Origin of the sequence: Mesorhizobium sp. LNHC221B00 (assembly GCF_000502935.1) — a bacterium.
Classification (GTDB): Bacteria; Pseudomonadota; Alphaproteobacteria; order Rhizobiales; family Rhizobiaceae; genus Mesorhizobium; species Mesorhizobium opportunistum.
This window is the reverse complement of the sequence record NZ_AYWR01000010.1, coordinates 1-14,407: the sequence shown is the minus strand read 5'-3', so window position 1 is coordinate 14,407 and position 14,407 is coordinate 1. Positions and strand designations below refer to the sequence as shown.

5 protein-coding genes and 5 pseudogenes are annotated in these 14,407 nt (G+C 64.3%); 6 read left to right on the top strand and 4 right to left on the bottom strand.

The features are described from left to right. Window positions 1–67 precede the first annotated feature (67 nt). Entirely contained in the window at window positions 68–1,996 is a 1,929-nt protein-coding gene (locus X741_RS152585; RefSeq protein ID WP_023777976.1) for an autotransporter assembly complex family protein, read from the bottom strand. 282 nt (window positions 1,997–2,278) lie between these two features. Between X741_RS152585 and X741_RS152590 the strand changes: the two genes are divergently transcribed. The 6 genes and pseudogenes from X741_RS152590 to X741_RS152610 all read left to right on the top strand — a co-directional run bounded on the left by X741_RS152590 (window position 2,279) and on the right by X741_RS152610 (window position 13,122). Continuing rightward, entirely contained in the window at window positions 2,279–7,777 is a 5,499-nt protein-coding gene (locus tag X741_RS152590) for an alpha-2-macroglobulin family protein (protein WP_023777975.1), read from the top strand. 180 nt (window positions 7,778–7,957) lie between these two features. Then, window positions 7,958–10,048, top strand: a complete 2,091-nt coding sequence (gene pbpC, locus X741_RS152595) for a penicillin-binding protein 1C (RefSeq protein ID WP_023777974.1) — start codon at window positions 7,958–7,960, stop codon at window positions 10,046–10,048. 264 nt (window positions 10,049–10,312) lie between these two features. Then, the gene (locus tag X741_RS152600) at window positions 10,313–11,011 is read left to right on the top strand and encodes a M15 family metallopeptidase (RefSeq protein ID WP_031250044.1); all 699 of its coding nucleotides are present in this window, start codon (window positions 10,313–10,315) and stop codon (window positions 11,009–11,011) included. Between the two features lie 217 nt (window positions 11,012–11,228). Beyond that, window positions 11,229–12,333: pseudogene (locus tag X741_RS01000000166545) on the top strand (sulfate ABC transporter substrate-binding protein). 40 nt (window positions 12,334–12,373) lie between these two features. Further along, a pseudogene (locus tag X741_RS152605) lies at window positions 12,374–12,709 on the top strand (substrate-binding domain-containing protein); the annotation flags it as partial. A 176-nt stretch (window positions 12,710–12,885) separates the two neighbouring features. Continuing rightward, window positions 12,886–13,122, top strand: a complete 237-nt coding sequence (locus tag X741_RS152610; RefSeq protein ID WP_023765213.1) for a hypothetical protein — start codon at window positions 12,886–12,888, stop codon at window positions 13,120–13,122. A gap of 24 nt (window positions 13,123–13,146) precedes the next feature. Here the strand turns inward: X741_RS152610 and X741_RS01000000166540 are convergent. The 3 pseudogenes from X741_RS01000000166540 to X741_RS1000000170355 form a co-directional block, all read right to left on the bottom strand. Further along, window positions 13,147–13,854 (bottom strand): annotated as a pseudogene (locus X741_RS01000000166540) (TOBE-like domain-containing protein); the annotation flags it as partial. A gap of 142 nt (window positions 13,855–13,996) precedes the next feature. Next, window positions 13,997–14,194 (bottom strand): annotated as a pseudogene (gene cysW / locus X741_RS1000000170360) (sulfate/thiosulfate ABC transporter permease CysW); the annotation flags it as partial. Next, window positions 14,192–14,338, bottom strand: a pseudogene (locus X741_RS1000000170355) (ATP-binding cassette domain-containing protein); the annotation flags it as partial. The pseudogenes cysW and X741_RS1000000170355, both read right to left, overlap by 3 nt. Window positions 14,339–14,407 lie beyond the last annotated feature (69 nt).

Sequence of the window (14,407 nt, the reverse complement as noted above, 5' to 3'; positions counted from 1 at the left end):
TGCGCCCGCAACCACGATCAGCAGCGTGTAGAGGACAATGCGAAGGATGCGCCAGACCGTCTTCATGTCAAAACGCCTGGCCAATGCCGGCATAGATGCCGAAACGCGGATCGCCGGGGTCACGGTTGAGCGGCACGGCCGCGTCGATGCGCAGCGGCCCGAACGGCGTCACGTATCGAAGGCCAACGCCGGCGCCGACCTTGACGTCGGAGAAGTTGGGAACCGACTTCTCCGATACCGTGCCGGCATCGACGAACGGCACGATGCCGATCGTGTCGGTGATGGCGATGCGCATCTCCACCGAGGTTTCGAAGAAGGACAGGCCGCCGATCGGCTGGCCGGTGAAGTCCTTGGGGCCGATGCCCTGATAGGCATAACCGCGCACCGAGCCGCCACCGCCGGAATAGAAGCGCCGGTCGGCCGGGACGTTCTGCAGGCTGGTGCCGACGATCGAGCCGATCGCGACGCGTTCGGCCAAAACGAATTTCGAAGCCGTATCCAGCGACTGATAGGCCGATCCCTCGCCCTTGAGCTTGAGGAAGGCGGCACCGCTCAGAATATCGTAGCTCGGCTCGGCATAGGCCAGCACCCGGAAGCCCCTGGTCGGGTTCAACCGATTGTCCCTGTTGTCGTAGACATATTGCAGCGGGATGCTGGCGATCAGGTATTTGTGCTTGCCGAAGGCATCGTGGATGCGTGAGTAGTCGAGCGCGAACTCGGCCGACACCGTCTGCTTCTTGGTCAGCTCGTAGGACAGGCCGGTGCTGCCCTTGATCGAGAAATGGTCGTAGGCGTCGGGATGTTCGAGCACCGTCTTGATACCGGCGAAGAATTTCGACGCCGGGCCGATCACGCCGGGTTTCTCGAACATGATGCCGGCATTGTAGTTCAGCTCGGACAGATCGTTGCTGCCGATGCCGCTGATGGCGCCGTCGATGCGCAGCTTCTCGGCGTGACCAAACAGGTTGCGATGCCCCCAATAACCTTCCAGGCCCAGCCCCTCGGTGTTGGAGAAGGTGCCGCCAAGGCCGAAATAACGCGGTTTGCGCTCGCTGACCTGGACGCCGATCGGAATGTTGCCGTCGGCGTCGAGCTTGTCGGCTTCCTTGAACGTCACGCTGTTGAAGACCTCGAGCGCCAGCAGCCTGTCGCGCGCGTCGCTGATCTCCTGCGGCGAGTACTGCTTGCCGCGCTTCAGCCCGGTCATGTATTCGGTGAAGTCGCGGTCGACCTTCTCGGTGCCTTCAACCGTGGTCGCGCCATAGCCGGCGACCGGTCCGGCGGCAACGGTCAGCGTCACGTCGAGCGTCGAGGTGGCATGGTCGGCGACGATCTGCCGGTCGGTCACCGTGGCCAGTGGCCTGCCCTGCTCCTTCAGCGTCCGCACGATCAGCGCCTCGGCCTTCAGCACCGCACCGGACCCGGCGTCGCCACCCGCGATCAGGCCGTAATCGGCGCTCATCAGACCCGCCGCGTCGCCTTCAAGCCTGATCGTGCCAAGGGTGAATTTGGGGCCGGCGGCGATGTTGACGACCACCGGAATGGGCTGCGGGCCCTTGAATTCGGCGTCCGGCGGCAATTCGTCGAGCGGCTTGCCGTCGATGGTGATTGTGACCACGCCTTCGTAGCGGGCATCGGCATAAAGCGCGGCGACAAGCTGTTCGCGGTCGCTGCGCGCCTTGGCCATCAGCCCGAGCGAGCCCGAGACCGGCCGATCCTCGTCGCTTTTCAGCGCCGAGGCGTTTTCGAGCTTCTTGACGAGATCCTTGTCGGCATCGGGGGCGGAGATGGTCACGGCGTAGCGCAGCGGATCGACGATATCGGCGTCCTCGTCGTTGGAGGAACCCCACAGTTTGATGCCGAAAAGCTCGAACGCAGCCGCGGATCTTGATTCGGCGACCAGCGCGGTCGAGCACATCATGGCGAAAAGCAGGGCGCGCGGAAGCACGCGCCCTGGCGCGATCCTTCCTGACATCTGCCTTTCATGCGCCGGCATTAAAACACCCTAGTTCACAAAACTAAAATTGGAATGAAGTTCTGAAGCGCTCGTAAAGGGGCCACAATCCAATTGTCTGAAATAGGACGGGCTTGGAATTCACACCTTCTGCGTTTCCGCAAGAATGCGTGATCCCCTGTCCTATGGAGATTACTGTCCCGCATACCGGTCCTTGGCCGGAAAATAAACCGTTGGCAGGCGGAACCTGCCGCGTCCGCGCGTTGACAAGCCTGACTGAAGCTTGAACATGCCCGGACGTCTGCAATTGTCTGGAGGGGTGTTATGGCAATGCGCGCGGCTCGTGGTCTGTCGATTCTTCTGCTTCTCTTCTTTGCATGGGGCAATGCCCTAGTCTGGAACGACCCCGCGCAAGCGGCCGAAGCGCGCAGAATCGCAACGACCGACAATTCCGATTATTTCGGTTTCGACCTCAGGTCCGACCAGAATGTCACCCTCGACCAATGCAAGACGACGTGCCTTGGCGATCCGGCCTGCCGCGCCTTCACCTACAACACCAAGGCCAAATGGTGCTTTCTCAAATCCGACTACAACCAGATGAAGCCGTTCAGCGGCGCGGTCGCCGGCAAGGTCGTCAACATCGACGGCGACCCCGATATCGGCGCGCCGCCGGAACTCGCCTTCTTCCCCAACTGGATGGCCGACCAGGCCCAGCAATACCGCAACAAGCTGCTCGGCCCAGCCTATGACAAGCCGACCGAGGGCATGGCGGCACTGACGAAGGCCGCCGAACAGGCCGTACAGAACGGCGACCATCGCTCGGCCATGCAGAAATACGAGGCCGCCGTCTCGGTGATGCCCGACGATGGCCAGCTCTGGCTCAACCTGGCGCGCGAAACCCTGGCCGTGCAGCCCACGGCCAGCACCGCGGAAGTCTCCACCTTGCCCATGAACGGCACTTCGGCTGCTTTCAACGCCTATAAGCTCTTGCGCACCACCAAGACGCGCGCCGACGCGCTGGCGCTGCTCGGCAACGGCCTCGACAAGCGCGATCTCTACCGCCCCGCCCTGCAGGCCTATGAAGCCAGTCTTGCGCTGGTCGCATCGCCGGCGGTCCAGGCGGAGTATGCCGACCTCAAGGCTCGCAAGGGTTTCCGCGTCGTCGACCACAGTGTCGATGCCGACACCAGCGCGCCGCGCATCTGCGCTCAGTTTTCCGAGGATCTGGTCAAGACCGGCGTCGACTACGCGCAGTTCGTCACCGTCGACAACGCCCCGCCAAAGGGCGTCGAGGCCAAGGACAAGCAGATCTGCGTCGAAGGCCTCGAACACGGCCAGCACTACGATGTCACCTTCCGCGCCGGCCTGCCGGCGGCGATAGGCGAAGTGACCGCCGCCCCCGTGGTGCTGTCGATCTATGTGCAGGACCGCGCTCCGTCCGCCCGCTTCACTGGCGACAGCTTCGTGCTGCCGGCCGGCGCGCGCCGCGGTATCCCGGTGGTCACCGTCAACATGAACGCCGCCGAGATGAAGCTCTACCGTATCGGCGACCGGTCGCTGGCGCAGCTTCTGTCGGGCTACCAGTTCCTGCACCAGCTCGACGGCTACGACATCTCCAACATTTCCGAGCAGATGGGCGCGCCGGTCTGGCAAGGCCAGCTCGACATCGCCAACGACCTCAACAAGGAGGTCACCACTTCCTTCCCGGTCGACGAGGCGCTGCCGCAGCGCAAGCCCGGCGTCTATGTGCTGACCGCCCAGGCCGTCAACGACAAGAGCGACGACTATGGTTCGATGGCCACGCAGTGGTTCGTCGTCTCCGACATCGGCCTGTCGACCTATACCGGCCAGGACGGGCTCAATGTCTTTGCCCGTTCGCTGGGCAGCGCCAAGCCCATAGCAGGCGCCGAACTGACGCTGGTTGCGCGCAACAACGAGGTTCTTGGCACCGCGACATCCGATGCCGACGGCCATGCCGTCTTCAACCCCGGCCTGACCCGCGGCGACGGCGGCATGGTGCCGGCCGTGCTGATGGCCAAGCAGGGCGACAATGACTTCGTCTTCCTAGACATGTCCAAGGCCGGTTTCGACCTGTCGGATCGCGGCGTCACCGGACGCGCCGCGCCCGGCGCGCTCGACGTCTATGCCTGGACCGAACGCGGCATCTACCGCGCCGGCGAGGACGTCCATGTCGCCGCCCTTGCCCGCGACGGCGCCGCCAAGGCGGTCGAGAACCTGCCGCTGACCTTCATCTTCTCGCGTCCCGACGGGGTCGAGGACCGCCGCATCGTCAGCGACGGCGCCTCGGCCGGCGGCCATGCCGTCGACCTGCCGCTCGAGCCCAACGCCATGCGCGGCACCTGGTCGGTGTCGATCTACACCGATCCCAAGCAGCCGGCCGTTGCCAGCCAGATGTTCCTGGTCGAGGATTTCGTGCCGGACCGCATCGAATTCGACATGAAGGCTGACAAGCAGGAGATCGCGCAGGGCGAAACCGCCAACATCAACATCGACGGCCGCTTCCTCTATGGCGCGCCGGCGGCGGGGCTGGCGCTGGAAGGCGAACTGACGCTGTCGACGTCCCGCGACTGGGACCGCTTCCCCAACTTTGCCTTCGGCCTCGCCGACGAACAGTCGGCCGAACCCACCGTCACGCCGCTCACCGGTCTGCCGGTGGTTGGCGATGACGGCAAGGCGACCTTCCCGGTCTCCGTCGACCAGTTGCCCTCGACCACCAAGCTGGTCGACGGCAAGGTGACGGTGCGCATGCGCGAAACCGGCGGCCGCGCCATCGAGCGCTCGCTCAACATCGGCATCCGCCCGCAAGGCCATATGATCGGCATCCGGCCGGACTTCGCCGATGGTGAAGTGCCGCAGGGCGGCACGGCGAAGTTCAGCCTGATCGCCGTCGATCCGGACGGCAAGCGCGAGGCGCTGAAAGGCGCGCAGTGGACGCTGGTCAAGGTCGAACGCAATTACCAGTGGTACCGCTCCAACAATTCTTGGAACTACGAGCCGGTGACCTTCACCAAGTCGATCGCCAACGGCCAGGTCGACCTCGGCGCCGATGGCGACGCCACGGTCTCCGTGCCCGTCGATTGGGGCCAATACAGGCTCGAAGTCGAGACCTCGGATCCCGAGGGACCGGCGACCAGCTACGAATTCGACGCCGGCTGGTATGTCGCCTCGACCACCACCGAAACCCCCGACGGCCTGGAAATCGCCCTCGACAAGGACAATTATGCCGCCGGCGAAGTGGCCAAGCTGAAAATCTCGCCGCATTTTGCCGGCGAACTCCTGATCAACATCGGCTCGGACAAGCTGTTGAAGACCATCACGGCGACCGTGCCGGCCGGCGGCAGCACCGTCGACATCCCGGTCGGCGATGACTGGGGCGCCGGCGCCTATGTCACGGCAACCTTGTTCCGGCCGGGCGACGCGCAGGAAACGCGCATGCCGGCCCGCGCCATCGGCGTGAAATGGCTGAAGGTCGATCCGGGCTCGAAGAAGCTCGCCATCACCTTGACGCCGCCGGACAAGACCATGCCGCGCCAGCAGCTGTCGATTCCGGTTTCCGTGGCCGGCGTGCAGCCGGGCAGCAATGCCTATGTCATGATTGCCGCCGTCGATGTCGGCATCCTCAACCTGACCAACTACAAGGCGCCGGATCCCGAGAACTGGTTCTTCGGCCAGCGCATGCTGGGCATGGAAATCCGTGACATCTACGGCCGCCTGATCGACGGCTCGCTGGGCACCACCGGCAAGCTCAGGACCGGCGGTGACGGCGCCAACATGCAAGCGCAAGGCAGCCCGCCCACTGAAAAGCTGGTTGCCTTCTTCTCCGGCCCGGTCGAGCTCGACGCCGACGGCAAGGCACGGATCGACTTCGACATCCCGCAGTTCAACGGCACCGTGCGCGTCATGGCCGTCGCCTGGACCAAGGATGCGGTCGGTCATGCCCAGTCGGATGTGATCGTGCGCGATCCCATAGTTATCACCGCCGGCCTGCCGCGCTTCCTGGCGCCTGGCGATGACGCCGTCATGCGGCTCGACGTGGCCGACACCGACGGCCCGGCTGGTGACTATGCGCTGTCGATCGACACGACAGGCGACCTGTCGACCGGCGACAAGCCCCTGCCCCAGAAGCTGACGCTCGCCCAGGGCAAGCGCCAGACGCTGACCGTGCCGTTGATCGCAAAGACGGCAGGCAACGCCTCGCTCACCATCAAGCTCGCCCATGCCGACGGCACCAAGGTCGAGCAGACGCTCTACGTGCCGGTGCGTCCGGCGCAATTGCCGGTCACCACGCGCCTCGTGGTCGACCTCAAGGGCAATGGCGGCGCGCTGCGCGTCGACAAGGAACTGTTGGCGGCAAGCCTGCTCGACGGCGCTTCCGTCAGCGTCGGCGTTTCTCAAGCCGCGGCCTTCGACGTGCCGTCGCTGTTGATGACGCTCGACCGCTACCCCTACGGTTGCGCCGAGCAGACGACGAGCCGGGCCATGCCGCTTCTCTATGTCAATGACATGGCATCGGGCATCGGCATGCAAAGCGACCCCGATCTGCATGGCCGCATCCAGGACGCCATCTACAAAGTGCTGAGCTATCAGTCCTCGAGCGGCAGCTTCGGCCTTTGGGGTCCTGGCTCCGGTGATCTGTGGCTCGACGCCTATGTCAGCGAGTTCCTGACCAGGGCGCGCGAGCAGAAATACGACGTGCCGGCGCTGGCCATGAACCAGGCGCTGAGCAATCTGCAGAACTCGCTCGGCTACGACCAGAGCGTACAGGACCGCGGCAGCGAGATCGCCTACGCGCTCTACGTGCTGGCCCGCAACAAGAAAGCCTCGATCGGCGACCTGCGCTACTACGCGGATACCCAGCTCGAAGCCTTCACGAGCCCGATGGCCGTTGCCCAACTGGCGGCGAGCCTGGCGCTCTACGGCGACACCCAGCGCTCGGAAGCGACGTTCAAGACCGCGCTGCAGCTTGCCAAGTCGAGCACGGACTACGACTATTACCGGTCCGACTACGGCTCGCGGCTGCGTGACGGCGCGGCGATGCTGGCGCTGGCGGCGGAATCGAAGCCGGTGTCGACGATCGTGCCCGACTTGGTCAAGCTGGTGACCAGGGAACGCGCCGAAGCCCGCTGGACCAGCACCCAGGACGATTCCTGGATGCTGCTGGCGGCCCGCGCGCTGAAAGAGGGCAATGATTCGATCACGCTGACCGTCAATGGCGCGCCGCATTCGGGCGGCTACTCCAACCAGGTCAACGGCTCCGAGCTGGCCGACAGCCCGATCGAAATCGCCAACACCGGCGCGACCCCGCTGCAGGCCGTCGTCACCACCGTGGCGTCGCCGATCGAGCCTCTGCCGGCCGGCGGCGACGGCTTCACCATCAGCCGCACCTACTACAAACTCGATGGCACCGAAGCCAATGTCACCGAGGCCACCCAGAACGAACGCTATGTCGTCGTGCTCAAGGTCACCGAACAGAACAGCTGGCCGTCGCGCCTGCTGGTCACCGACCTTCTGCCGGCCGGCTTCGAGATCGACAATCCCGGCCTGGTCTCCAGCGCGCAATTGTCGAACTTCTCCTGGCTGGCCCAGACCGACGCCGCCCACCTCGAATTCCGCGACGACCGTTTCGTCGCGGCGTTCAATCCGGCCGACGGCGACCACGACCACAATCTGACGCTCGCCTATGTCGTGCGCGCCGTGACGCCGGGCACCTACGCCCATCCGGCCGCAACGGTGGAGGACATGTACCGGCCGCAATATTCGGCCCGCACCGCCACCGGCATGATGGAGATCAAGGCGCCGTAAGGCGCCGATGGTGGCGATCATGAAAATGGCGATTGCGCTCATGACGGCTTCCTTCTCCCCGTCTCTATACGGGGAGGTGAGCCGTGGTCCGCGCAGCGGACGAAAAGCCAATTGCTTGGCTTTTCGAACGGCGAACGCCCGAAGGGCCGTCGTGCCGGCAAGCGGATGAGGGACACCGCCATGCTCTCAAGAAAATTCGTCCGCCGCACCGCCATAACCGCAGCTTCCTGCGCCGGCGTCCTCGCTCTCGCCGCAGCCACACTTTGGGAACTCGACCGCGCCTTCCCGCCCCCGCTCCCGGCGGAACTCACGGTCTCCACGGAAGTCCAGGACCGCGACGGCCAGTTGCTGCGTGCCTTCGCCACGCCCGACGGCTACTGGCGGCTCGAAACCCGGCTCGACCAGGTCGACAAGCAGTTCGTCGATATGCTGGTCACCTATGAGGACAAGCGTTTCTGGGACCATGAAGGCGTCGACGTGCTGGCGCTGGCGCGCGCCGCCGGCCAGTTCGCCACCAGCGGCCACATCGTCTCCGGCGGCTCGACGCTGTCGATGCAGCTTGCCCGGCTGATCGAGCCGCGCGAAAGCCGCAGCCTCGGCTCCAAGATCAAGCAGATGCTGCGCGCCATCCAGATCGAGCGGCGGCTGTCCAAGCGCGAGATCCTCGAACGCTATCTGACGCTGGCACCCTATGGCGGCAACCTCGAAGGGGTGCGCGCCGCCTCGCTCGCCTATTTCGGCAAGGAGCCGAAGCGGCTCACCGTTTCCGAAGCCGCCCTGCTCGTCGCCCTTCCGCAATTGCCGGAAAAGCGCCGCCCCGACCGCAACCTCGGGATTGCCCACGCCGCCCGCGACCGCGTGCTGACCCGCATGGTCTCGTCGGGGCTGCTCGGTGAACGCGAGGCCGCGCGCGCCGCTTTGGATGATGTGTCGGGCCTGCGCCGCACCTTGCCGGCGCTCGCCGCGCACGCCGCCTATGCGCTGCTGCCCAAGGCAGTTCCCGGCCAGCCGCTGAAACTGACGATCCGCAAAAGCGTGCAGGAAGGCCTGGAACAGGTGGCCAGGGATGCCGCCACCAGGCTCGGCCCGCGTCTCTCCGTCGCCATGGTGCTTGCCGATGCCCGCACCGGCGACATTCTGGGCGAAGTCGGCTCGGCCAATTTCTTCGACGCCAGCCGCTCCGGCTGGATCGACATGACCAAGGTCGTGCGCTCACCCGGTTCGACGCTGAAGCCGTTCATCTATGGCCTTGCCTTCGAGCAAGGGCTGCTGGCGCAGGAAACGCTGATCGAGGACAGCCCGGTCGATTTCGGCGGCTACCGGCCGAAGAACTTCGACATGGGCTACCAGGGCGATGTCAGCATCCGCCAGGCGCTGCAACTGTCGCTCAACGTGCCGGCGATCCGGGTGCTCGATGCTGTCGGGCCGGCGCGGCTGACGGCGCGCTTCCGCCAGGCCGGCGTGAACCCCATTCTGCCGGTCAACCAGGCGCCGGGCCTGGCCATCGGTCTCGGCGGCGTTGGCGTCACGCTCCGCGATCTGGTCCAGCTCTATACGGGGCTCGCCAATGGCGGCAAGACGCACACATTGCGTGACGGCACCGAGCCGGCCAATGCCGAAAGCGCGACCACCACCATCCTCAACGACCAGGCGAACTGGCAGATCATCGACATATTGTCCGGCGTCAAGCCGCCCGAGGGCGCCTTGCAGCGCGGCATCGCCTACAAGACCGGCACCTCCTACGGCTACCGCGACGCCTGGTCGGTGGGCTTCGACGGCCGCTATGTGCTGGGCGTCTGGGTCGGCCGGCCCGATGCCGGCGCGGTACCGGGCCTCTCCGGCTACGTCTCGGCGGCCCCCATCCTGTTTGAAGGCTTTGTCCGCTCGGGCCTTGCCACGGTGCCATTGCCGGGCAAGCCGCCGGGCGTTTTCAGCCCCAAGCGCGAGGATCTGCCGGTGACGCTCGCCCGCTTCGGAGCCGGCGCGGACGGCCTGGTGCAGGCGGCACCGACCGAACCAGCGCCGACCATCATCTTCCCGCCGAATGGCGCGCGCGTCGATCTCGGCACCAACTCGGCCGATGCCTCGCCGCTGGTACTGAAACTGCAGGGCGGCCGCGCGCCGTTCCGCTGGCTGGCCAACGGCAAACCCCTGGTGGGCATCGACCGCCGCCGCACCGCGACCTGGCAACCGGACGGCGCTGGTTATTCGACGCTGACCGTGATCGACGCGGCGGGGCGGGCGGCGAGTGTGAAGGTATTCGTTGAATAGACCGAGCCAAACGATTCATAGAATTGGTCTTCTGAAAACTCAGCGAATAGCGAGATACACCTTCTGATGTTAGTCGCGAGGCGCCCCCCTCTGTCCTGCCGGACATCTCCCCCTCAAGGAGGGAGATTGGATGTCCTTGCCGCTTTCGCCAATTATCGATGGTTGAGCAAGACGCCAAAGCTGCCAATCTCCCCACTTGAGGGGGAGATGTCCGGCAGGACAGAGGGGGGCGCCTCGCCCAAGCCTCGACTGCCAGTAGCCTCAATGCTGGCAGCAATCCTCGTCGCGACAATCCCTCTCCCCGCACACGCCGGCCCCCTCCCCGCTGGTTTCGTCCGGCTCGCCGATGTCGATCCCACCATCGGCCAGGACATCCGCTACGCCGGCCACGAGAACTTCCTTCACCGCAAGGCGAGCGGCTATGAAGCGCCCGTCTGCATCCTGACCGAACAGGCAGCAAACGCACTCTCCGGCGTCCAGAAGGCAATTGCCGCCAAGGGCCTGACGCTGGTCGTCTTCGACTGCTACCGCCCTGCCCGCGCCGTCGCCGACATGGGTGAATGGACGAGGCAAGGCGGACCGCCCGACCCGCAATGGTATCCGAAGCTCAAGCGCGGCGACCTCATCGCCAAGGGCTATGTCGGTGAACTGTCCAGCCATTCGCGTGGCTCGACGCTCGATGTCGCCATCGCGCGAGCCGACGGTCCGTCCGCGTCGAAACCGGCCTGCGGCGCCATCGATTCGGTTACACTCGATTTCGGCACCGGCTTCGATTGTTTCGATCCGTTGAGCGAGACGGCGCACCGCCCGCTCGGCCGCGAAGCGGCGGCAAACCGCAAATTGCTTGTCGATGCCATGCGCGCCGGCGGCTTCAAGAACTATGCCCGCGAATGGTGGCACTTTACGTTGGCGAATGAACCATTCCCGATCCAGCGCTTCGATTTTCCGGTCAGCGCCAGGTAACTTGCCGGATCGTCCAAAGCGCTCTTGCCTAGCCACCATGCATCTCTAGATAGCCGGATGGCGGGGATCAGAGGGCCTTGAGCGTCGAGAGGAAGAAATTTCTCCGCAGCCCGAAATCTCATCTAATATTTTCTCCAGGAGGACGAAAAAGGCAACATTCAATGCATCTAATTTCTATCAATTCGGTAGATTTGGCGCGGGTTCAACGGAGGCAGAAATGACCAAACCTCATTTCAAGAAACTGCTCGGCGTACTGGTCGCCGCATCTGTCCAGTTCGGCACGCTCGGTTTCGCGTTTGCCGACACCACCATTCTCAACGTGTCCTACGATCCGACACGCGAGCTCTACAAGGCCTATGACGAGGCCTTCGTCGCGCACTGGAAGGCCGAGACCGGCGAGACGGTCACCATCCAGCAGTCGCATGGCGGATCGGGCGCCCAGGCGCGCGCCGTGATCGACGGCCTCGAGGCCGATGTGGTGACGCTGGCGCTCGAGGGCGACATCAACGCCATCGTCGCGAAGTCGAAGAAGATCAATCCCGACTGGCGCAAGAAATTCGAAAACAATTCGGCGCCCTACACTTCGACCATCATCTTCCTGGTCCGCAAGGGCAATCCCAAGGGCATCCACGANCGAAAACAATTCGGCGCCCTACACTTCGACCATCATCTTCCTGGTCCGCAAGGGCAATCCCAAGGGCATCCACGACTGGAACGACCTCGTCAAGGACGGCACCCAGGTGATCACGCCCAACCCCAAGACCTCCGGCGGCGCCCGCTGGAACTATCTGGCGGCCTGGGCTTACGCCAACGCCAACGATGGCGGCGACGAAGCCAAGACCAAGGAATTCGTCGGCAAGCTCTATGCCAATGCTCCCGTGCTCGACACCGGCGCGCGCGGCTCGACCGTGACCTTCGCGCAAAAGGGCATCGGCGACGTGCTGATCGGCTGGGAAAACGACGCCTATCTGGCGCTCGATGAGTTCGGCGCCGACAATTTCGAGATCGTCTATCCGCCGACATCGATCCTGGCCGAGCCGCCGGTGGCGATCGTCGACGCCAATGTCGATGCCAAGGGCACGCGCAAGGTCGCCGAAGCCTATCTGAGCTGGCTCTATTCCAAGGAAGGCCAGACCATTATCGCCAAGAACCACTATCGCCCGGCCAAGCCCGAACTGGTGGCGCCGGCGGATCTGTCGAAGACCCCCGCTATCAAGCTGATCTCCATCGACGATCCGCTTTTCGGCGGCTGGAAGAAGGCACAGCCTTATCATTTCGGCGACGGTGGTATATTCGACCAGATCTACAAGCCGGCCCAGTAGGATTTAGATCAGGACGACATGACCATAGCACCCGCCAANGTTCGGCGCCGACAATTTCGAGATCGTCTATCCGCCGACATCGATCCTGGCCGAGCCGCCGGTGGCGATCGTCGATGCCAATGTCGATGCCAAGGGCACGCGCAAGGTCGCCGAAGCCTATCTCGGCTGGCTCTATTCCAAGGAAGGCCAGACCATCATCGCCAAGAACCACTATCGCCCGGCCAAGCCCGAACTGGTGGCGCCGGCGGATCTGCCCAAGACCCCCGATATCAAGCTGATCTCCATCGACGATCCGCTTTTCGGCGGCTGGAAGAAGGCACAGCCTTATCATTTCGGCGACGGTGGTATATTCGACCAGATCTACAAGCCCGAGTAAGCCCGCTGGTGGGAACAGGAGAAGCTTCCAAACGGCTTCTCCCCCCCTGATGCCCGTGCCGTCGGTTGAACAACCATAATGGTGACCCGATTATAACGTTGGATTGGCCTCGAACCGGGAACGAGGGGTGGCAGCGTCTGCACACCTCCAGATTCTCGGTCTCGCGGGAGGACCTTATGGCTGTTGGAGAACTGCAACCGGACGACAAGCTTAGTCGTCTTCTTGCCTCAGGCTGGTCCGTTGTCGGGTACTCGACGACAATGATGGCCGCCGGGAGAATGACCCATTCGGTCCTGCTGCAAAAAGAACATGTACTGATCTCGGCGACTATCGTGGCTGAGGGCGATCACGAGATCGGGCGCGCTTTCACGATGCTGGCGCCGGCACCAGACACGAAGAAGCGTCGGTCCTGAAGCCGACGCTGTGATCGGCCCAATTCAGGCGGCGCGCGTGGTGGGCTTTAGCCGCTCGGGCTTTTCCAAAACCCGTTTCCTGCCGCTCGCAAACGCGAACGTGCGATTCTGGATCGCGGTCGACGCCGGGAACAGCTTCCAACGCCCCGGCCGGAAAACCACCCGGCTCTTCTGCGCCGCCGGGTGGTCGACCGGCAGCTCGATCTCGACCCGCTGGCGTTCGCCGCCGATTTCGAGCTCGACGCGCCGTGTGCCGGCGACGCGGCGGCTGGCGGTCACCGTGCCGGCGATGCAGCCGCTGCAGCCATCCAGCAGGTCGACATCGTGCGGGCGGAAATACAACGTCGCATCGCCAGAGGGCTCACCGGGCGCGGCAAGCCCGATCGGGCGGTCGGCGAGCCAGATCTCGCCGTTCTCGACCTTGACGGGGAGCGAGCTCGATTCCCCGATGAAGCCGTAGACGAAGGGCGAGTTCGGCGTGTCGTAGATGTCGTCGGCGGTGCCGACCTGCTCGATGCGGCCCTGGCTCATCACCACGACGCGGTCGGCAAGCTCCAGCGCCTCTTCCTGGTCGTGGGTGACGAAGACGGTGGTGTGGCCGGTGGCATCATGGATCTCGCGCAGCCAGCGGCGCAGTTCACGCCGCACCTGCGCATCGAGCGCGCCGAACGGCTCGTCGAGCAGCAGCACCTTGGGTTCGATCGCCATGGCGCGCGCCAGCGCCACGCGCTGNGTTCCCACTTTTGGGCGACATATCTTTTGGTTCATGCATGTCGTTGCCCCAAAACCGATTCCCACTTTTGGGCGACATACCTTTTGGTTCATGCATGTCGTTGCCCCAAAACCGGATTCCACTTTTGGGCGACATGCATTGTCAGTGCCCGCGCGTCGCGGCGAGTTCGGCGCCGTAGCGCATCTCGAGCAGTGTTTTCAAGACCAGCGTGACCAGCGCCAGCCCGGCCAGCAACGAGGCGACGGCGAAGGCGCCGACGGCGTTGTACTCGTTGTAGAGGATTTCGACATGCAGCGGCATGGTGTTGGTCAGGCCGCGTATATGGCCCGACACCACCGANATCAGCCTGAGCAGCGTCGTCTTGCCGGAGCCGGACGGCCCCAGCAACGCGATCAACTCGCCCGACTTGATGTCTAGCGACACGTCGTGGAGCGCGGGAAACCGCTCGAATTCCTTGCGCACATTGGCAACGCGAACTTCCATTTAAAGAACCTTCTAATGCCCGCGCGTCGCGGCGAGTTCGGCGCCGTAGCGCATCTCGAGCAGTGTTTT

Excerpts from the sequence above, each read along its gene's own strand:
- X741_RS152585 (WP_023777976.1), bottom strand. The coding sequence starts at position 1,996 with ATGCCGGCGCATGAAAGGCAGATGTCAGGAAGGATCGCGCCAGGGCGC.
- X741_RS152590 (WP_023777975.1), top strand. The coding sequence starts at position 2,279 with ATGGCAATGCGCGCGGCTCGTGGTCTGTCGATTCTTCTGCTTCTCTTC.
- pbpC (WP_023777974.1), top strand. The coding sequence starts at position 7,958 with ATGCTCTCAAGAAAATTCGTCCGCCGCACCGCCATAACCGCAGCTTCC.
- X741_RS152600 (WP_031250044.1), top strand. The coding sequence starts at position 10,313 with ATGCTGGCAGCAATCCTCGTCGCGACAATCCCTCTCCCCGCACACGCC.
- X741_RS152610 (WP_023765213.1), top strand. The coding sequence starts at position 12,886 with ATGGCTGTTGGAGAACTGCAACCGGACGACAAGCTTAGTCGTCTTCTT.